Raw genomic sequence first — 20,804 nt, 5'->3', positions numbered from 1 at the left:
GCAGGAAAACTAAGCGTGCGGTATTGCCCTTTGTATGTTGCCTCTGTGGGAAGAACATCAGAGGGGGATTGGGGGAAAAATATTTTTTTTATCTTAGCTATATGACAAGCATTCACATTAAAATAGCTGCTTTATTACTGGCAATGTCTTTTGCCGTCACAGCCCATTCGCAGAATACCATCAATAATTATAAATACGTTCTGGTACCCGAACGGTTCGATTTTCTTAAAACAGATGATCAATATGGGTTGAATATGCGGACAAAATTACTACTTCAACAAGTAGGGTTTACTGCTTTCATGACCAATGAAGCGTTGCCTGCGGAAGTTGCCGGTAATAATAAGTGCAATGCACTGAAAGCGGAAGTTGTAGAGAAGAAAAAATTCCTATCCACTGGTTTAACCCTGCTGTTAAAAGATTGTCAGGGTACGATCGTTTATAAAGGTGAGGAAGGAAAAAGCAGGGAGAAAGAGTGGCAGGCAGCCTATTCAGAAGCGCTGACAAATGCCTTCACTTCACTGAATGCCGCACAATATAAGTACGATGGCACTACGGCACCACAGGCATCACAACCAACGGAAAGTGCTCCACCTGCGCCTGCAGCTCCTGCCCAACCTGTTACGGTTAATGAAGGCCAGAATGTTTTATATGCTCAGGCTAATGGTAACGGCTATCAGCTGATAGATACCACTCCCAAAAAAGTAATGACCTTGCTGAAAACATCTGAGCAGGATCATTTTATAGCGAATGATGATGTATCGCAAGGTATTGTATTCAGGAAAAATGGCGAATGGCTGTTTGAATACTATAAAGATGATAAACTTGTTTCCCGGAAATTGAATATCAAGTTCTGACAGGCTTAGTTATTTTGCGGCAACAGATACCTGGACAGGTACCGATACTGTATTGATGCTAAAAAGCGCTGCACTTAGCAACAAGCTTCCTTATTACATTTTTCATGACAATCTACTGATTTAGAATAAATAAAGTATGCGTGTAATTTAAAGCAACAGCTGGTATTTACACCAGGCTGTTGCCGAGATCAAAGTGAACATGCTTATGACTAAAACGAGTTGGTAAGTATATCCGGTTATTTAATGTTATTGTTACAATGCAATTACAGGACCTCCCTATTTTAATAAGGACATTCCATATAAGTAAACCGGCAATAAGTGGATTTGTACTGTTCGAGGATAAATCTTTCTTTAAGCTCAAGTCTTATCAGATCACCGAAACCGGCCATTACCGGCAACCGTTGGTCATCCCCCGCTGAAACATAGATAACTGATTGTTATTCCTGACGACCGGCTTACCTTTTACCTTCCTGAGCCCCCGATGCTGAATCTACCATCGCCAGCTCCCCCTCCTCCCGGAGAATCCTAAGCGCATGGCACATTTTGTCCGCTTTAGCTTTTTGATGAGTTGCAAAGATTTATTTACATTGCATCATATAGTGATCTATGTGACATGAGCAATTGTGCTAAAGACAAGACAACACCAGGACAATCCCCAAAATGCGGGCGCAAGAAGCCAAAATAGCCAGTAAAAAATTTTGAGGATTTATTTTATTTCTGTTATCCGGAAAACAACCAATTGCCGTATTGCATAGTAGCGGAGAAAAAATTTGACCAGCGGGAAGATAGCAACCTGCTTTATATGGTCAGGTTTACGTTCCATCTTTTATTGTAACCGTTAAACCAGCGCCCTATCTGCCAAGGCTACGGGAATTCCATGCACTGCTATCGTGCATTATGATAAGCTTATGAAACTCTCAAAGCATATGAACGATCTATCCAACTTAGCAACCGAGGAGACACAAGAGATATCTATGCAATTGGTAATAGACAATTCAGAAGGCACGGTGTTAAATACCACAAAGATTCCGGCGCTATATAAATGGGCTACCCTGCCCATGCATGAAGCCGTCGTCCAGCAAGGGCTCCACGGTATACTCATCAAACAGGGGCTGGAAAAAGAACAATTTGCCATCTACGTCCACCACTCCGATTTCAGACACCCTACTGTGCTCATGTTAAACATCATAGAGCCCTGCACATGCTATTTCTTCTCTGTGATGGGTAGCCCGGTGTTTATGGGAATGGACCCGGGAAACTTGTCTGAAATAGTGCTGGAAGCCCGTTCCATCACCGAACTGAAATTCAACCTGGTAACCGACATTCACCGGATGATCTTTGGAGTGGGCACCTATATTTCCATTTGTGTGGTCGTAGCTGACGACTTTAAATACCTTCTGGAGGATGAACAATGGATATACAACCTGTTGATAGAATATGACAAAATGATCTATAAGCCCCCGACCCAGGGGTAGCAATAAAATATCCCGCATGAAAAATCCTCAAAATGCCTCTTATTACATTTTGCCCCGCTCCCACCAGGTCATCGTCCAATAGGCTCCTGTGCTGGAAGATCTACACAGGGAATATCCCGCTGATGGCTACCAGTCGATGTATCTTGCGACCAGATGTGGGGGGGGGATATTTCCCAGGTGTTCCATGATATCTATGATCAGCTAAAGCCTGAAGACTTTTTGATTCGTTAACCATATCTCTCAATAAAATGACCATGGTAATAAAACCTGTTCCAGCCAGGAGGATGAAGGTATCCTCCACGATAGAGCCTGCACTCCAATCTTATGAGGTCACGAACACGTTACCCGCTGCGACAGTAACAGATACTGCGACCGTCCTTGTGCAGCAACTTTCCCTTGATATCCTGGTAGTGCATTATATTCTCATCCATGTAGAGCGCACAACAGAGATTGACTGCTTTCTGGACGATGACACCTACCTGCTGAATTTCGTGCTGGGAAACCCCTTACTTTCCAGCGAGGCCGCCGGCGTAACGGATGATTACCGTGAGGGGCAGTACCAGCTGCTGCATATGCAACCGGGTAACTACCAGGTGTTTTACCCTCCTGGCCTGTATCGTTTCCTGCAGCTGGAGATCAGACGGGAATATGTCAATGACCTGATCACCGACAAACGCTTTTTTTATGACGAATACGGAGAAATGGCAGGTGTTGCAGTGCGCCGGTACAATAATCTTTCACTCAACATTCCGGTGGACCTGTGGGTGCTGGCAGAGAAAATCATCACCAATAAAGTACCGGGCATTAAAGGATCCGTGAAAATGGAAGCTGCAGCAAAGGAACTGCTGGTGAACGGGATCACACAGCTACTTGAACACCGGGAAGCAACGATCCCCATCCGTAAAACAGAAATGGAAAAGCTGGAGCAGATCAAAACGTACATACTAAAAAATCTGGATCGCAAACTTACTGTAAATGACCTTTGCAAAGAGTTCAATATCGGCCGAACATGGCTCTATCACGGCTTCACGCATCTGTATGGTAACAACGTACAGGAATATATCCACAAGCAAAAGATGGATCATGCGATGGATCTGTTAAAAAAAGGTTTGACAGTAAATGAAATAGCATTCATGATAGGATTTGCTGATCCGGACAACTTTTCACGTGCATTCAGGCAACGGGTTGGAATGACACCTACTGCGTTTAAAAAGCAGCATTCGTGAACAAACAGCCGGAATTTTATTAGTCAAAAAGAAAGAAGTCATAAAAATTATCCCTCGATATTTGTAATGTACACAGCAAGGAAAAAGTGATCGATAGCAAAAGGAAACCCTGTAATCCCATTCTAAGCCAATTTAGATTTATACTCAAAATATCCAATTAGCCCGGAGATGTATTGCATCACATCACATGAAACCATTTGACCTGCCGGAAGCTAATTATTACCGGTCCTGTAATTTGACAAACCATGACTCAAAGTAAAAGACACAAATCCGAATCCTCAGAACTACCGGCTGGCGCCGTATTGCTGGACGCTGGCCATATAACTCCTGAAATGTATACCGTTATTGATGAGATGAAAAACTTTCAGGGTACACCTGAACAGGCGGAAATACATTTCAAACAAAAGGTAGCATCGCTCTTTAGCATGGCTATCTGCCAGATGTACGAAGATAATGCACCATAATCCGGAAATCTTTCATTAGACGTTGACTTCCCTCACCTTACCGTCGGTATCGCCCATGTAACGATTGGTTATAACCGCGATATTTGACAGTTATTTTGAGGAAAATATATGTACTGCCTTTCAAGGCAGAACTACCCTGATATTTTGCCAATTTTTAACGTAAGTGATCCTGTATGAAAAACGATAACGCTACTCTTTAAGCTTTTAGCACTCTATACAACGGCGCTACAGCGCAGTCAACTATTTTTTGCCGTCCACCAAGGCTACCTCTCTCGTAATCCTCGAGGGAGGCGCCCGGGTGGTTTATTGGAAAAACTATGGAAAAAAGAGCCATCATTATAGGCGCCGGCCCTGCCGGCCTTACCGCCGCATATGAATTACTTAAGCGCACCGACATCAAGCCGGTGATCCTGGAGAAGTCCGGAGATATCGGAGGTATATCAAAGACAGTAAATTATAAAGGCAACCGAATAGATATTGGCGGGCACAGGTTCTTTTCAAAGTCAGATCGTGTAATGAACTGGTGGATGAACATCATGCCGGTGGAAGAAAGTCAGAAAAAAGCATTCAATATCACCTATCAAAATAAAAGTCGAAAAGTTGATCTCAGTAATGAGGCCAACAACGGAGCGGCTATCGCAGATCCTGACAAGGTTATGCTGGTAAGACCACGACTTTCCCGGATTTATTTCCTACGAAAATTTTTCACTTATCCGATACAGCTATCAATTGATACACTGCGCAAGCTTGGTCTATCCACAACAATATCAATCATGTTCTCTTACCTGAAAGCGCAGCTCTCACCGCGCCGGCCGGAAAAGAACCTGGAAGATTTTATGATCAACCGCTTTGGACAAGTTCTTTATAAGCTCTTTTTTAAGGATTATACGCAAAAGGTCTGGGGAGTGCCCTGTCAAGATATTCCGGCTGAATGGGGGGCACAACGGATCAAAGGCGTATCAATCGCCAAAGCCATCCAACATGCTATTCAATCTGCCACAAAGCGCAACGCAACAGGAGACATCTCGCAGAAAGCTACAGAAACCAGCTTGATCGAGCAATTCCTTTACCCAAAGTATGGCCCTGGTCAGCTGTGGGAAGAAGTCGCAAGGCAGGTTGAAAGCATGGGTGGTATCATACACATGAACCATGTTGTAGAGCATGTCTATAACAGCGCCGATTCTACGCGGGTAACGGCTATTGCAGCGGTGAATACACTCACCGGCGAAAGCCTGTACCTGGAAGGTGATTACTTCTTTTCAACCATGCCGGTAAAAGAATTGATCGCTGCCGTAGACGGTGCTGTTCCGGAAAATGTGAAAGAAATTGCGGCCGGCTTGCAGTACAGGGATTTCATTACCGTCGGAATATTGTTAAAGCAACTTTCTTCCCAAGATAAGGCCACCGGTGAATGGCAGCCCCGGGAGTTGAAGGATACCTGGATTTATATCCAGGAGAAGGAAGTAACCGTGGGGCGGCTGCAGATTTTCAACAACTGGAGCCCTTATATGGTCAATATCCTGGGAACAGTCTGGGTTGGAATGGAATTCTTCTGTAATGCCACGGATACATTTTGGAATATGGATGACCAGGATATAAAAGTACTTGCGATCCATGAACTGGAAAAGATAGGACTAGCCAACCCAGCCAATGTGATGGATGCTACGGTGCTGCGGATGGAGAAAACTTATCCAGCATATTTTGGTGCATACGAACGATTTAATGAAATCCGGGCATATACGGATAGTTTGGAAAACCTGTTCCTGGTAGGACGTAATGGCATGCATAAGTATAATAATTCCGACCATTCAATGTTGACGTCAATGGTTGGAGTAGATAACATAGTTGCGGGTGTTACCGATAAGGCCAATATCTGGGCGGTCAATACTGAGCAGCAGTATCATGAGGAGAAAGTAGAAGCCCCAATCACTGACAAAGTATTGGAAGGTATCACGGAGAGCGGCTCATTCAGAAATTATATACTAAATAAAAATTTGCTACCCTTGATGCTGATGGGAATTTGCTGGATAGTACAGTTTATTGTATTCAAAACACTGTTCCCCTATGTAAATTACATGCCTGACTCCTATTACTACCTGGAAGGCGCTTACGCCAATTACTCTATAAACATTTGGCCCATCGGATATTCTAAATTCTTACGGGTCTTCAGCTCCTTCTTTCAGTCAGATATCGCACTGGCCTTGGTCCAATACGTGATGCTCTTTACCGCCATTACTTATCTGGTATATACACTTTTCTATTTTCTGCGTCCGAATAAGGTGGTGAGATGGATTATACTGGTGTTCTTTTCTATAAATCCAATCTTCCTCCTTATAAGTAACTACGTAGCAGCCGACACGCTGTTTAATGCACTAACCCTGGTGTGGATTGCAGAATTGATCTGGATTACGTTTGATTACCGTTCCGTTCACCTATGGGTACAGGCTATTCTACTTGTTTTGCTACTAACTATTAGGTACAACGCTCTATATTTCCCGATGATAAGCGCATTGGTCATATTGATTACAAGGTTAGAATGGATGGTGAAAGCCAAAGGGATACTACTTGGAATGCTGTTGATAGGTGTTTTTGTATGGCATAATGGAAATAAATACGAACAAATTACTGGCACAAGGCAATTTTCAGGATTTGGAGGGTGGCAGCTGGCCACAAATGCACTTATCATGTATAGCAGAATGGACCCGTTACAAGTGGACGAGGTACCGACTAAATATCAACAGCTTCATAATATCGTTTTGAAACACCGGGATTCACTAAACAGTTTGAAAGTACGGCCGGATTCTGTACCCGGCATATATTACCTGTGGGACGAACATGCCCCGCTCAGGCAGTTTCTGGACATGCGGTACCGAAAGGACACATCAACTGCCTATTTCAAAAAATGGGCAACTTTGGCCCCATTCTATGGAGAATATGGAAAATACCTGATTATGCAACACCCTGTGGAGTTTATAAAGCTCTATATGTTACAAAACTCATCTGCCTTTTTTGCTCCACCAGCTGAATTCTTATATGTATACAATATGAAATCGGATAGCGTTGGAGATCTTGCAAAGACCTGGTTTGGCTATAAAAGCCTGCGCGTTAAATCCGCATCAAAGATTATCAAGGTTGCAAATGCATACCCATCGGTTGTTGCCTTATGCAATGGGCTGTACATCCTTGGATTTGTAGGCTTTATATCGTTCGGGGGATTTAAAAGAGCAACAAAAAAGTTGATGAGAATTGTATCTATTACTAGTGTATTGTGGCTCTGCAATTTTGGTTTCAGTGTCTTGGCTGCTCCTGTAGTCCTCAGATACCAATTACTATCTATACTATTATTTTTTTCCGTAGGGGTGGTACTTTTTAACTACGTGCTCCAAGTTGATAATAACCGGCATGACAAAACAATTATATGATGAAAAAGAACTGCTTATTTTCTATTGGCATATTGTTGCTCTTTGCATCCTGTATGAGTGGAGGACCGAAGTTACCTTCTTTTGACTTGCTACTCATCGATAGCACAACTGTGTTGAATACAAAAGATATACCTGGGGGTAAACCTATAATCTTGGTGTACTATAGTCCAGACTGCGAGCATTGCCAGCAGGAGACAGAAGATATTTTGAAGAAGATGGACTCGCTGAAGCGAGTGCAGTTTTACTTTATCACTACAGACCCTTTCGATAGAATGAAGGTCTTTAAACAATACTACAAACTTGACAAGTATAATAATATTACCCTTGGTCGGGATTATAAATCCTTTTTTCCAAGATATTATAAAGTGCTAGCGCCTCCTTTCTCAAATGTATACAACAGGCACAAGCGGCTTGTGGGCACCTTTGCCGGACAAGCAACTGCTGGAGATTTTATACGGCTCCTGGATAAAATTTGACGTACAATAAAAACTAAAATAATGCATAGCAATACGGCACCCGAAGATATTTCAACCGCACGCTCGACCCATGAGTTTGAAGAATATAGTAGAATTCTTGAACAATTTAAACTGGATATTAAGCAAGATGGGTATTATTTGCTGGTAGGTGAGCTTCAGCCGGTTCAGGGTTGGATGCTGAATATCTCTGTTGGTAGATTTCAGATTGCTAATTTGATTAATACAGTAGTCCCCTTACTCTTAAAGGAAGAGGTACCGTTTAAAATTGTCGCAAATAGCGATCTGGCTTTATACATGCTAGAAGGTAACCTTGGCTTACAGCTGCTGGGCAAGGTAATGGAGATCTACCCCCGGGATGACCAACATGCAGATAATCTTGCGAAAGAGCTTATTGAAATTACCAGGCAATTTGATGGTCCAGATATCCCTACCTGTGCGCATTTGGCAGGCTGTATCTACACCAGATATGGAGCTATTGCAGGGATAGCGGGAACGAATGATGCGGGTAGTGCAGTAGCCTGCATTTATGATCGCTACGGGCAGCTAATTGCGGACCCGGTTAAGGCGCCATTTGAAATTATGGACGGAGTACATTGGCCATACAACATTGAGCTTCGTTTAAAAGCAGCAGAGTCCTCTGTGCTGAATGGAAAGTATAAAATTGTTAATATCATTAATAATCGCGCTAAAGGCTACCTAGCCTATGCCAAGTATAAATCAGGAATATTCAGTGAAAAGGCTTGTATTATAAAACAAGGTAAGAGGAAAATGTTTGCTGACAGTATGGGGCGTGATGTTCAGGATCGTCTGAGATGGCAGTTTGCCATTTATGATATATTGAAGGGAAAGGTGCCTGTACCGCAGGTGTTGGATTTCTTCGAGGTAAACCAGGATTTGTATCTGGTGATGGAATTTATACAAGGAGTAACGTTGGATCAACACATCGCAAGGATATATAACGGCACTGCTTGGGCCGAATTAGCCGAAACTAAGAAAGTGCAATTGATTGAATGCTTGTTAGAAGTAATCGGTATTGTCAAGGCTTATCATGGATTAGGGCTTATTCATAGAGATTTAAGTCCTTCCAATCTGATGGTGAGTAAAAATGGAAAGATACATCTGATAGACCTGGAGCTTACTTATTCGTTGAGCAAAAACTACCCAGATCCCCCCTTTGCACTTGGAACAAGCGGTTTTATTTCTCCAGAGCAGTGGGAGAGCAAAAGCCCAACTGTTAAGGAGGATATATATGGGCTGGGTGCGTTGATGATCCTGTTTTTTACCGGTTTGTCACCTGTCAAGTTTACACTGGCCCCGGTTGGAGAATTGAATGCCAATTACCTGAATCTGCTTTCTGATGATAAAATTGCAAATTTGATTTACAGCTGTTTATCTGAGGATGCCGGATCGCGCCCTTCGCTTAACGAAATGGAAAATTTGCTCCGCGATTATAGAGAACGTGTCGGGAAGGAAAGGACTGCTAACCAGCAGATCAATGGCGCTGCCGGCGTACGAGAACTAAAAGCATTGCTAACTAAATCCTTAGCCGGACTGACAATTCCTCCGGTTGTAAACGACAACGGATTTTGGATATCAAGAACCAAAGAAATCGGTGCATCAAATATTAACGTTCTTAAGGGTACAACGATATATAGAGGTTTCCACACCGGCATTGGGGGAGTGCTTTATACAATCGCATTGGCAAAGGAGATTGGTTTTTCAACAGAGGAGACGGAATCACTTTTTAAAAGAAACCTAACAGTGCTTCTTCATTCATTTAAACATTCTAGGCGCGGGCCAGGATTTTTTGAAAATGATACGAGTTTGGCACTAATTATTGACAAGGCTATTACATGTGGTCTTATCCCTGAAGATACTGAGTATCTGGAGGTTATTGATGAATCTTTAAGTGCCATTCCAACAGCATTGGGCATGAGGTCGGGCATTGCAGGCTATTGCTACGTTATTATGCATCTTTCAGGGATGCGAAAAAAAAAGCATGAAGGAGAGCTGTTTAAAGGGATACAGTTTATAATAGAATCTCAAGCAACTAACGGTGAATGGCCTGGCCTCAGTGATAGTGACGGATTTTTGGGAATTGTTTATATGCTTTTGAAGTATTGTGAAACTTATAAGGATGCGGCAGCCAAGAAGGCAATCACCAAAGCGTTAGAATGGCTGGCAGGAAAAATACAGTTGATGACTACCAGTTCATTAAAAGACTTCTCCCTGGAATACGGTATTCCCGGCGTAGCAATGGTCTTTATAAAGGCCTACGAATCTTTCAATGATAAGGTTTGGAAGGACTATGCCATTGAATGCCTCTCGCATCTGCCCAGATACCCTGTAATCAATAGTTACTGCCTTGGTACCGGCCTATCCAGTATTGGTATGGTTTATCTAAAAGCAGCTGCTGTGTTTGAGGAGAGCTCCTTTCACAAGCAGGCTGATTGGATATTCTATCTATTAAACAGCACCTTCAGGCACAGGGATGAAAATCACGGCATCTGGATAACGAATGATACGGATGTTGTAACTGCAGATTTATTTGATGGTACAAGCGGTGTGATTTACTTTCTTTCAAACTACTATCAATATAAAACATTGATCGCAAAATAAGATAAAATTTAAATACGATGAAAAAGGAGATAATTCTTGATGTAATCATTGTTTTGCTTGCTTTACTGTTCTTCTATACCGGCCTTAGTAAAATAATTGACTGGGAAGAATTTGGGTCAAGGTTGAAAACAATTCCCGCCTTTGAACACATCTCGAACCTTATTTCGATTGGTGTACCTGCAGTCGAATTGACTGTAGCTATCTTGTTATTCATCCCTAAAACTCGCAGCTTGGCTTTAGTAAGTTCATTGGTTTTAATGATTGTATTTAGTGTTTATGTTATTATAATATTGACTGTAATGGATCATCCACCTTGCAATTGTGGTGGAGTTATCGAGAAAATGTCCTGGAAGCAACATCTTGTTTTCAATATAGGGTATACGATAGTTGCTTTAACAGGAGTTTTGCTAAATAACCGAAGTAAGATGGAACAAACAAGACTATCGGTATAAGATTGCGAAAGAATTTAGATGCTTAGGAATATCAGATGTAAGTTGGTCAAATATTTCAGTATTATTTATGGCATTAAAATCACAATATTATGTTGACAGGGTATCAGTTAGCTTACGTGTTTTTTTGCTCCATGATTGCCATGATCAATTAATCAAATTAGATTGAGCTTATTGTGCACAATACCTAAGCTGTAGTTTCTTAAACGAGATTACGGTGTTCAATAGGGGAAGCCGAAAACCTTCTAAAAGAGTAGGCATATTTATTACTAAAAAATCAGATTTTTATGAAACGTTCAAAGCTGTTTTTAGGTTTATCTACCGTTGCGCTCGCATTTGTAGGAATAGCTGCAACAAAAGCGACCACCATGATCACCCCTTACTACTATCAGAAAGGTTCATTGTGTGTACAAGTTACGCAAAATGCTAACTGCAAGCTCGCAGACGTTACACCTTGTACATATGTAACATCAGGCTCTACACATCGTGCAATTTTCCAGAATCGCACAGTGCAAAGCCCAACCCAATCAACCTGCAGCAATCAGCTGTTCGTAATTCCTCAGTAATTTCGAACAAGAATAATAACGGATGCTTAGATAAGCATCCGTTATTTTAACGTTGCAGCGCATTTTAACAGTACATTTCTAGTTATTACTAATAACTAATACCTTCATTTCTTTTTCCGATTTTTCCAATAGGAGACCCTTTTTTAGAAGACTTGACTTTACGTCATTAATGTCTGTAAATATACAGTTCAACTCAATATCTATATTGAAATCTACTCCGGTCTCATCTATGAATGGAGCGATGTTTGGTTCATTTTTAAATGCAATCTGTCCCAGAAGCGACGAGATAGGAATATTCTTACCTTTAAATTGCGCATGTGTTTGAGATACTGATTGAGGGCCTCGTTTGGCTCTTAATGAATCTTTGTATTCTTCTTTTAAAAAAGTTAGTCTCCAATAAGGCATTTTCTTTGTCTTTATTGTTACATTATAGCCGAAGCAACTCTGCAAATCCTTTTGTATCGTGCTGCGAACTGACAATTCTGTTGCATTCCCTTTGGGGAAAACTTGACTATAGCAAAATAGCTTTCTCCTTCCAGTATTTCTATCGGCTTCAAAATTAGACTTGTCTGTTACTTCGACAATCGGTTCTAAACAATAATTTCCATATAACGTGTCTTGCCACGGATAAGAAGGCGTAAAAGACCAATAGGTATCCCCAATATATGCGAGATTATAAAGCTTCTGCAATGAAATGCCGAGCTCTTCAAGCTTCCCGGTCTGTAAGCTAAGTTTGATCGGCATATTATAATATGGTGTGGATGTGGTCCAAACCGATATCAAAGAGCGATATAGAAAGACAGAATCCGGCGCACCATTGTTATTGACTAAAAACGGAATGCTCTCATCATACTTTTTTTCCTCAATACCATAAAGATTGACGGACTCGCCATGCATCAGCCTTCTTAAGCTTGTCGAATCTATCGAAGTTGTTAATGCGCGAACAATACCGTCTGGGTCAATCACAACAACAACGGGATTTGCATAATATTCCCATTGCTTCACCAAGCTGGAGTCGAATGAACATGGCAGGTCCAAATTCATTTTGCTTCTGAATTTTTCAAACAGCTGCTCAATTTCGTTTTCCTTATCCTGGCGGCCAACTAGTATGAAGTCCACACTGTCTTTGAACTGTTTCCTTAAACTATTTGTTTTAGGAAATGTTTTGACGCATACAACACAGTTTTTGTTCCAGAAGTCAAGTAGCAACCATTTCCCTTTAAAGTCCTTCAAGGAAGCTTCCTTCTTATGATAATACTTAATATTTTTAAGTGTGAATTGTGGACATGGCTTCCCTATTACCGGATTTTCGCCCTTGAATGCGAATGCCTGTTGTAGTAACAAAAAAAACACAATTGTTGAAGTAAGCAGATTCCGTGACAGTTTCATATTCGCGATTTTAAACTATTAATTTGCCGTTAGAGGCTCGGTTAGTATCCTAGATTCTGACTAAGATTGTGATTCTTGGAACGTTCGTTTTGCGGTATCGGATATAACAACCAATTAGATGACCAGGCACCGCCCTTCTCAGACGCTACCGCTGCCAAAATATTTTCCGGATCTCCAGTTCTCTTTAAATCCAACCAACGGTGGCCCAACTCAGAGAAGAGTTCTATCTGTCTTTCGTGTTGTATTTTTGCTATTATCTGTTCTTTAGAGCTAGATGTGAAATCGGGAAGCTCTGCTCTCTTACGGATGACGTTCAGATCACTAAGTGCCTTATTAAGATCTCCCATCTGTGCATAGGATTCGGCTCGGATAAGATGCTGTTCCGCTAATCGAAGTATCATTGTATACTCACTAACTGGAGACTCAAAATCGAATACTTTATATTTAAAGGGATAATGGTATGTCTGGCCATTATCTATTAGAGTGCCTACCCAACTGGAATATCTTTTGTCATTGCTTTCAAATGCATCCGTCAGCCGATTACTGAGTGATGACGAACTTGGTGTTGTTGTCAAAGTAAAGAACGGACCTTCCATAGTATTATATGGGGAGAGTGTTATTTGCCAGATAGCTTCTCTACTATTTTTCAGAAATACATGGTTTAGATCCTCTTCCAGGCTGAAAAGGTCTGATCTATTGATTAATGTCGAGGAATACTCAATAGCTTTCTCCCAATTTTTGGTATAGAGGTACATTCTCGATAGGAGAGCATTCGCAGCCCATATTGTTGGACGTAATCTCTCTGTACTTTCGCTTTTACCATTGACACCGACGAAATATGTTGCAAGCAATTTCTGCGCCTGCTGCAAATCAATTTCTATTTGCTTGTAAACTTCGGTAGTTGAAGAGCGAAAGACAGTTGCATTTATTTTATAGTTTGTGGTTATGACAAGTGGTATTTCACCATAGTAGTTTACTAGGTAGAAGTATAAATATGCTCTTGTAAAGTACGCTTCGCCCATCAACTGCTGCTTTACCCCAGCCGTGATATTTGGAGCTTTTGCCAATGATTCGATAATGTTATTAGCTTGGTAGATCTGGCTATAAAATTTTGTCCATAGTTCACCATTAATAGTGTTGTCAGCCGACAGGGAATTCGAATAAAACTGGATTGATGGTAGCTCTGGTGAATAGTTTATAAACTCGTCTGCTGATAATCCTGGGTATAATGACATATTGTACGTCAACATGTCAGAGCTCATTTGAGAAAATATAGAAAACATTGCTGAGGTTGCAGTAGCATCATCTGAGAATACAATATCACTGTTCAGTTGGGTATAAGGTGGCTGCACCTCTACGAGTTTACGACATGAACTGAATATGAGATCAAAGAGTATCACTAGCACCCATGAGTAACGGGTTAGAGTATTTGTTGCTTGACTTTGAATTATCTTCATTTTCGTAAATTTAGAATGTGATCTGACCGACTATCGTCAAGACCGCGATAGGCGGAAGGGTGCTTTTTGTTTCAGGATCCCACCCTTTGTATTTTGTAATTGTTACCAGATTCTGTCCCTGCACAGCGAGTCTCGCAGCTCTTACTTTTGTATTGTTTAGAATGTATTCAGGAATCTGGTATGAGAGTGCAAGATTCTTCAACCTTAAGAAAGAAGCCGTATTATAGTTTCCTACACTTAGTTTGAAATTGTTCAACGCCTTTGTTGCGTCAGAATTTGAACTGGTAAACTTTTGGTACATCGCATCATCACCAGGATTTTGCCATCTATCCAATATGTATATAGGCTGATTTGATCGTGTTCCTGGAGTTGAAAAACTTGATATAAAATTGGCCCCATTGTCTTGCTTAACGAACTGGAGAACGAGCATTAATGACCAATTTTTGTATCTTAGTTCGTTGATTATACCGCCATAAAAATCCTGCCCAGTAAAAACTACACCAGCGATATCTTCTGGAAACGTTATTCCCCCACTCTTGTCTATATCTGTAAATGTATATAGTCCAGTCTCTCTGTCAATACCGTTGTAAGCGAGTATTTTTCGACTCGATATTGAATTCCCAATAGTGTAAGTATTTGAATAGACTGAATTCTCCAAATTTGGATATTTCAGCAGTTTATTGCGTGGTATGGATAAATTAAGTGTTGTCGTCCATGTTATATTTTTGGACTTTAAAATCGCTGCGCTCATTTCTAATTCGAGACCGGAATTTTTTACCAATGCGGGCAAGTTTGCTGTCACCCCAGTACCTCCAGTATAAGACGGGAGGTCGAGAACAAGAAGTTGATTTGATGATCTATTAGTGTAATAACTTATATTTAGCAAATACCTGTCTTTAACAGCACCAAGTTCTAACCCAACTTCTAATTTCCTATTGACTTCCCAGGCATAATCTGTATTTGGAAGCCTCGTAGGGGATATAGTAGACAAGCCAAGGTAACGGTATGAGGAGTTAGTCGGACTGTAAGTACTATAAAATTGGTAATCGCCAATTTGATCATTACCCGTCGTTCCATAACTTCCTCTAATTTTCCCATAACTGAGGAATGCAATATTGTCTTTTATTACCTTTTCTTCGCTGAATATCCAACCGACTCCGACTGCACCAAAATTGGCAAATTGTCTTCCTGGCCCGAATCTACTGCTACCGTCTCTCCTGGCGGTTAAATTCAGTATATACTTTCCCTCCAAAGCATAATTTATTCTTGCAAATGCAGCAGCGTATTTATATAGCGAATATGTGTTGCCATTTTGTGTAATCATGTTCGCCGCATTTATGTTTTTTAACAGTGCATCGTTTGCATATCCAGATCCTGTTGCTGCAGTACTTTTTTGAGTTTGTTGAGAAATTGTTGTGCCGAATAATAGGTTTAGAATACCTTTTGATAGCTTACGGTTGTAAATTAGTTGTGGTTCTATATTCCAAATATTGGCTGTATTTGTACCAAATGTAGAACTAGCTTCCGACGTTGATAACAGAGGATTTAAAGACCTCATAGGCTTTAACAGTATTTGATCCATATTGCTGGATGTATAACCCATTGCTGTTTTGATGGTTAATCCAGGCAACAGTACATAGGAAAGATCCAAATTGCTCAGTAAATATTCAGTCGAGGATTCGTTGGTCTGATAAACATTACTGAAAGGGTTAGACCAAGTAGAGTTCTGCCAGTTTAGTCGTCCTACTGAATCATAAATCTCTGGTGCATTTGGGGAGAGCGTTATGAACTGTTTAAGATCAGAAATTGGCATTTCTGCTTCCCCCTTTGAATAAGATGCTGAAAATGTTGTTTTGAACTTTTGATTAGGAGATTGGTGGTTTAAGCTTGTGTGAAACGATACCCTTCTATCAAAAAAATCCCCTGGATACACTGTAGTTTCTTTATGATAGCCAGCGCCCATGAGATATTGAAGGTCTTCGCTTCCTCCAGATAAAGAAACTTGAGCATCATTATAATGTGAAGTCCCACCTATGAATACCTTTTGCCAATCGGTATATCGAGTACTGTCCCAAGTTCCATTTAAATCATATGCGCTAGCTGGCAGGTTTGTGACACCATCATTCTTATATGCCTCGCGTCTCATTTCGAGATACTGTTTTGTATTAAGTAACGGAACGTCTCTGGTAATTTTCCCTAATCCAGTAGTAAATCTCAAATCGACAGTGGGTTTCCCTATTTTACCCTTTCGTGTTGTGATAAGAATTACACCATTTGCAGCCCTGGATCCATAAATTGCTGTAGCATCTGCGTCCTTCAAAATTTCCACACTCTCAATGTCTGAAGGGTTTAAGGTGTTTAATGGACTTGTTGTCATTCCAGGGTTTACTGTAAAGTTTGGATTATCCATTGTCAATAGCGGAGTATTACTGGAATAAAACGGCACGCCATCTATAACAAATAATGGATTAGTTCCATTACCGATGCTATTTCGGCCTCGTATTTGGATATCAACTCTGCTTCCAGGCACACCAGATACTTGTGTGAGGGACAATCCGGGAACCCTTGCCTGCAAAGCATTAAGTATGTTTCCGACCGGTTGAGATTCGATTTCTTTTCTGGAAACTTGTGAAACATTCCCTGTCAACATTCTGCGGGTTGATGAGCCGTAGGCGATGACAACGGTTTCATCCAACTTGTTCACATCAATTGGAAGCTTTACAAGCAATGTCTTCCTTGCTGCAGGTATCTCCATTGTTTGAAAGCCAATCGAGCTTATTGTTATAATATCAGATTTTCTTACATTAGGTAGTGTAAAGTTGCCGGAATTATCCGATGTCGCTCCATCTCCTGTTCGCTTAACCCTAATCGTGGCTCCTGGTATAGGAGTGCCATCAGCGGCAGTAACTTTCCCAGTAACGGATATAGAAACGATAGTTGAATCTTTCTCCATTCCTCCTCCTACTATTATATTCTTTCTCGGCTTAACAGAAATAAATTTTTCGCGCTCGTATTGCCAGCTCATGCCGGTCCCTTCAAAAACTTTCTCCAGCACATCATCCAGTGTCTGATCCACAGCAGAAACTGTAATTTTCTCTTCCGTATTAAAAAGATTGGAGGCATAAAAAAAGATCATGCCAGTTTGTTTTTCCAGCAGGTGTAAAACTTCAGCCCGCCGTTTGTTGGAGACCTCTAAAGTGACTTTTATTTTCCCCTGGTTGGCAAATCCCGTTAGGGATAGGGATAATAAGATGACGCATAACGCAACACACCGTGTGAAAACGGAATAAAGTTGTCCCATAGATGAAGGATTTAGATAAATTTTAGCTTTCGTTATTACGCTGTAGGTATGCCGAGAAAAAAAGTCCATACCCGCAGGATCCTGAGACGCCTCCAGGACCTTCATATATCCATATTATAAAAGGCTTTTCTTAGGACGTAACATCCTTATTATAAATTCACATGACCTAAATATATGTCCAGTAGGACCTAGTTGTTTTTTGCTATAAAATGGGTGCTATATTAATAAACCGTTAAAAATTCATTTTGTACTGTTCTTTCTTAAAAAAAGTTGGGTTTTACCCCCAATAAAATTGGCACCAAGGGGTTATTGCCCAGCATTTACAACCTATTAACTTTAGGGCTGATTCTAACCAGTTATATTTGATTAAGATAAGGATCTGGTCAGTATTGTTTAAGGGAGCATTTTGATTTACGGGCCAATAATTATAATTTTACGAAGACAAGCTCAACCGTAAAAATTTACCAACAATAGATAAGTTACCACTATTCCATTCTATTATCTCCAAATTTAGTGGTAGCGTCGTTTTCTCAACAAGGCTTGGGGATTATGGATGAATTCAACGAAATAGAATCGGTCAGAAGGCTGATTGCAGGCAGTGAAGAAGCCTTCAATGAAATCTTTTACCACTACGAAGGTTATGTATTGCGCGAATCGCTAAAGCGACTGGGCCCAAACCGCCCGGACGCTGAAGACGTCGTGCAGGAGGTATTTATAAAGGTGTGGCACAACCGTGAAAAGCTGGAGCCCGGTGGAAAGGTATTCAATTATATATATACCATCATGCATAATGCATGTATCAATAAGATCGCTAAAAATAAGGTACGCCAAAAATACCTGGATGAAAAGCTGAGCGACCCGGATAACAAGATGATCACTCCTTCCGCTGAAAATAAAGAACTCGCAGAAATCCTCCATAATGCCATAGAGCATATTACCTCCCCTGTCAAAAGAAACATTATCAGACGCTACGTAGTAGATGGCGAAGACTACGAGAGCCTGGCCAGAGAAACCGGGATGAAAAACCAGACCCTCCGCAATTTTGTATCTGAAGGGTTGAAAACAATGAGAAAATTTTTAAAGAATCAGCTGTAAGAACAGTACAAAACGCATATTCGCAGGTTTATTTAGTTAGCATGGATCCAAAATTCCGCATAATAGATCAGTTGTCCGGCCTGAAAGCTGCTGGAATTATCTCTCCTGAACAGGACGAGCAGCTTAGTGAGCTGCTGGCGAGTGATCCGGAAGCCAGTGAATTTAATGACGCGCAGACGGCACTGGGTCAAAGTGCGGAGATCAACCAGATTATAGCTGAACATGATGCTCCTACCATGTTATATAAAGTATGGGAAGGCATTGATAAAGACAACCGGCGCCGCAAAGTCATAAAGATCCGTAAAACCCTGTCCATAGCTGCCGCCGCTGCTATCATATTCGGTATAGCCATCGGTGGGATCGCCATCCTCTTACCTAAGAAACAGGATATCAGCCATCTCTCTGCAGTTAAAGAAGCGAAGTCCAGAATCGAATTGCGGCTACCCAACGGACAGGTGGTTGACCTTTCTGCCCGGCAAGGACAGGTAAATACAGCCGGCGCCACCTTCAGCAACAACAATAAAACATTAACATACACCCCTACAGGCGCGGTTGCATCTGGTAATTCCACGTTATTGGTCCCCATCGGCAAAGACTATACTATAGCGCTTTCCGATGGGACAACCGTGCACCTGAATTCATCCACCTCTATAACATTCCCACTGTCATTTGCTGACCGCCGGGAAGTAACCATTAATGGCGAGGCCTATTTAGAAGTAGCACCGGATGCCAAAAAACCTTTCATCGTACACCTTCCCAATGCAAGCGTGCAGGTACTGGGTACAGCATTCAATGTCAATACCTATGACCCTGGTATCAGCTGTGTTGCCCTGGTCAGCGGTAAAGTAACCGTGAAAGACCCGTCTGCAAATACCGCTGACCCGGTGATGCTCAAACCTGGAGTACAGGCTGTTGCTACAAATAAAGAAGTGCTCGTGCAGCCTTTCGATCCTTCCTACACCCTCTCCTGGAGACAAGGCATTTTCCGTTTCCAGGACCTCTCGCTGTCAAAAATCTGTGAAGTACTGCCTCGTTGGTTCGGGATCTCTGCGGTCATGGACAATGACAGGATCGCCAATTTTAAATTCTCCGGTGGCCTTTCCCGTAACATGTCTTTAAAAGAACAGCTCTCCATGTTCCAGCTGGAAGGACAGGTAGAATATTACTGGGATAAGGACAGCACACTGCATTTTAAATAGCAAAATACAATCCTTACATTTTCTACTGAAATACAGTCATAGTGTACAGAACTTCTTTATTCATGTGTATATCAATACATCTGAACATGCTAGTCTGTTTATATAGGTTTCGGCCATGTATGGATAGATCCTGACATTCATACCTCGGCATGCAGCAGAAGAAGTTACTTAGAAATATTTATAGTGTAATAATTGGATTGATAGAAGTCTACTTTTTTCCCCTTTGAGATTATTTGCTGTTTTAATTGCTCAAAATCAGGATGATATTTTTTACTGTAGCAGCTTTTAATATATCTGTCGGAGTAATCGGTTTTTTCTTGAACTGTTCTGGCAAGTGATTCCTTGTTATCAGCTATTTCAACAAGTTCAGTTTTACTATCCTTCGTCTCCCTTCTCTTCACTCGCAGCAATGTATTAATTTTCTTAATACGGCAACTTGACTATTTACACAAAAGGTTAAATACAATCAATTTTTACACTCGACTACCTTCCTTTAGATAACTAAACTAGCAACTGAATGGCACAATTTTTCGATAAAGTCGACTACATCATCAACAATATTAGCAGATAAATCTGCTTTTAGTCCAGTGACAGGATCAATATCAGACTCATGCACAATTTGATTTCTTCTACTTACGATATTTTTTAGCTTAGTTCTAACGTCTCGCTCACTTATTCCTAAAGGGGCTGCAATATTTTGCCATTTATGACTTTCGTCCCAAATAAGGCTTAAAGTGTAAATTCCGGACAAAGTGAACCACCATTCCGGCGCAAAGTGAACCACCTATAAGGCGCTTTAAGTAGCGTTGTCA

At 41.2% G+C, this 20,804-nt stretch carries 15 protein-coding genes; 11 read left to right on the top strand and 4 right to left on the bottom strand.

Annotated elements, in window-relative coordinates:
• Positions 1-101: 101 nt before the first annotated feature.
• From KVT36_RS18295 to KVT36_RS18255, 9 genes are all read left to right on the top strand, one after another.
• Positions 102-854 carry a hypothetical protein gene (locus KVT36_RS18295; protein ID WP_254640077.1) on the top strand — a complete coding sequence of 251 codons (753 nt, stop codon included), beginning with the start codon at positions 102-104 and terminating at the stop codon, positions 852-854.
• 926 nt (positions 855-1,780) lie between these two features.
• Positions 1,781-2,329 carry a hypothetical protein gene (locus tag KVT36_RS18290; RefSeq protein WP_217604905.1) on the top strand — a complete coding sequence of 183 codons (549 nt, stop codon included), beginning with the start codon at positions 1,781-1,783 and terminating at the stop codon, positions 2,327-2,329.
• Positions 2,330-2,709: 380 nt separating this feature from the next.
• Positions 2,710-3,555, top strand: a complete 846-nt coding sequence (locus tag KVT36_RS33230) for an AraC family transcriptional regulator (RefSeq protein WP_217604904.1) — start codon at positions 2,710-2,712, stop codon at positions 3,553-3,555.
• A gap of 245 nt (positions 3,556-3,800) precedes the next feature.
• Positions 3,801-4,019, top strand: coding sequence for a hypothetical protein (locus KVT36_RS18280; RefSeq protein WP_217604903.1), 219 nt, complete (start codon positions 3,801-3,803; stop codon positions 4,017-4,019).
• A 317-nt stretch (positions 4,020-4,336) separates the two neighbouring features.
• The gene (locus KVT36_RS18275) at positions 4,337-7,441 is read left to right on the top strand and encodes an NAD(P)/FAD-dependent oxidoreductase (protein ID WP_217604902.1); all 3,105 of its coding nucleotides are present in this window, start codon (positions 4,337-4,339) and stop codon (positions 7,439-7,441) included.
• Entirely contained in the window at positions 7,438-7,917 is a 480-nt protein-coding gene (locus KVT36_RS18270; protein WP_217604901.1) for a redoxin domain-containing protein, read from the top strand. Before KVT36_RS18275 ends, KVT36_RS18270 begins: the two co-directional genes overlap by 4 nt.
• Positions 7,918-7,938: 21 nt before the next feature.
• Positions 7,939-10,536, top strand: a complete 2,598-nt coding sequence (locus KVT36_RS18265; protein ID WP_217604900.1) for a lanthionine synthetase LanC family protein — start codon at positions 7,939-7,941, stop codon at positions 10,534-10,536.
• A gap of 17 nt (positions 10,537-10,553) precedes the next feature.
• Positions 10,554-10,988 (top strand): MauE/DoxX family redox-associated membrane protein, encoded by a 435-nt coding sequence (locus tag KVT36_RS18260; protein ID WP_217604899.1) that lies wholly within the window; start codon positions 10,554-10,556, stop codon positions 10,986-10,988.
• A 284-nt stretch (positions 10,989-11,272) separates the two neighbouring features.
• On the top strand, positions 11,273-11,551 hold the full coding sequence (locus KVT36_RS18255; protein ID WP_217604898.1) for a hypothetical protein: 279 nt from the start codon (positions 11,273-11,275) through the stop codon (positions 11,549-11,551).
• Positions 11,552-11,629: 78 nt separating this feature from the next.
• Here KVT36_RS18255 and KVT36_RS18250 read toward each other — a convergent pair whose 3' ends face one another.
• The 3 genes from KVT36_RS18250 to KVT36_RS18240 are packed head-to-tail and all read right to left on the bottom strand — an operon-like array spanning position 11,630 to position 17,803.
• Positions 11,630-12,940 carry a TlpA disulfide reductase family protein gene (locus KVT36_RS18250; protein ID WP_217604897.1) on the bottom strand — a complete coding sequence of 437 codons (1,311 nt, stop codon included), beginning with the start codon at positions 12,938-12,940 and terminating at the stop codon, positions 11,630-11,632.
• A gap of 41 nt (positions 12,941-12,981) precedes the next feature.
• The gene (locus KVT36_RS18245; RefSeq protein ID WP_217604896.1) at positions 12,982-14,397 is read right to left on the bottom strand and encodes a RagB/SusD family nutrient uptake outer membrane protein; all 1,416 of its coding nucleotides are present in this window, start codon (positions 14,395-14,397) and stop codon (positions 12,982-12,984) included.
• Positions 14,398-14,407: 10 nt separating this feature from the next.
• The gene (locus KVT36_RS18240; RefSeq protein WP_217604895.1) at positions 14,408-17,803 is read right to left on the bottom strand and encodes a SusC/RagA family TonB-linked outer membrane protein; all 3,396 of its coding nucleotides are present in this window, start codon (positions 17,801-17,803) and stop codon (positions 14,408-14,410) included.
• Between the two features lie 444 nt (positions 17,804-18,247).
• Between KVT36_RS18240 and KVT36_RS18235 the strand changes: the two genes are divergently transcribed.
• Both KVT36_RS18235 and KVT36_RS18230 read left to right on the top strand, forming a co-directional pair.
• Positions 18,248-18,793: an RNA polymerase sigma factor gene (locus KVT36_RS18235; protein ID WP_217604894.1), complete on the top strand. Its 546-nt coding sequence runs from the start codon at positions 18,248-18,250 to the stop codon at positions 18,791-18,793.
• 41 nt (positions 18,794-18,834) lie between these two features.
• Positions 18,835-19,992 (top strand): FecR family protein, encoded by a 1,158-nt coding sequence (locus KVT36_RS18230; RefSeq protein ID WP_217604893.1) that lies wholly within the window; start codon positions 18,835-18,837, stop codon positions 19,990-19,992.
• 493 nt (positions 19,993-20,485) lie between these two features.
• Here KVT36_RS18230 and KVT36_RS18225 read toward each other — a convergent pair whose 3' ends face one another.
• Positions 20,486-20,776: a HEPN domain-containing protein gene (locus KVT36_RS18225; protein WP_217604892.1), complete on the bottom strand. Its 291-nt coding sequence runs from the start codon at positions 20,774-20,776 to the stop codon at positions 20,486-20,488.
• Positions 20,777-20,804 lie beyond the last annotated feature (28 nt).

It is taken from the genome of Chitinophaga sp. GbtcB8 (assembly GCF_019091455.1).
Classification (GTDB): domain Bacteria; phylum Bacteroidota; class Bacteroidia; order Chitinophagales; family Chitinophagaceae; genus Chitinophaga.
This window is presented reverse-complemented; position numbering and strand designations above follow the sequence as displayed.

Coding starts and splice junctions, on each gene's coding strand:
- KVT36_RS18230 (WP_217604893.1), top strand. CDS start 18,835: ATGGATCCAAAATTCCGCATAATAGATCAGTTGTCCGGCCTGAAAGCT.
- KVT36_RS18275 (WP_217604902.1), top strand. CDS start 4,337: ATGGAAAAAAGAGCCATCATTATAGGCGCCGGCCCTGCCGGCCTTACC.
- KVT36_RS18265 (WP_217604900.1), top strand. CDS start 7,939: ATGCATAGCAATACGGCACCCGAAGATATTTCAACCGCACGCTCGACC.
- KVT36_RS18245 (WP_217604896.1), bottom strand. CDS start 14,397: ATGAAGATAATTCAAAGTCAAGCAACAAATACTCTAACCCGTTACTCA.
- KVT36_RS18290 (WP_217604905.1), top strand. CDS start 1,781: ATGAACGATCTATCCAACTTAGCAACCGAGGAGACACAAGAGATATCT.
- KVT36_RS18255 (WP_217604898.1), top strand. CDS start 11,273: ATGAAACGTTCAAAGCTGTTTTTAGGTTTATCTACCGTTGCGCTCGCA.
- KVT36_RS18235 (WP_217604894.1), top strand. CDS start 18,248: ATGGATGAATTCAACGAAATAGAATCGGTCAGAAGGCTGATTGCAGGC.
- KVT36_RS18250 (WP_217604897.1), bottom strand. CDS start 12,940: ATGAAACTGTCACGGAATCTGCTTACTTCAACAATTGTGTTTTTTTTG.
- KVT36_RS18295 (WP_254640077.1), top strand. CDS start 102: ATGACAAGCATTCACATTAAAATAGCTGCTTTATTACTGGCAATGTCT.
- KVT36_RS18260 (WP_217604899.1), top strand. CDS start 10,554: ATGAAAAAGGAGATAATTCTTGATGTAATCATTGTTTTGCTTGCTTTA.
- KVT36_RS18240 (WP_217604895.1), bottom strand. CDS start 17,803: ATGAAGGTCCTGGAGGCGTCTCAGGATCCTGCGGGTATGGACTTTTTT.
- KVT36_RS18270 (WP_217604901.1), top strand. CDS start 7,438: ATGATGAAAAAGAACTGCTTATTTTCTATTGGCATATTGTTGCTCTTT.
- KVT36_RS18280 (WP_217604903.1), top strand. CDS start 3,801: ATGACTCAAAGTAAAAGACACAAATCCGAATCCTCAGAACTACCGGCT.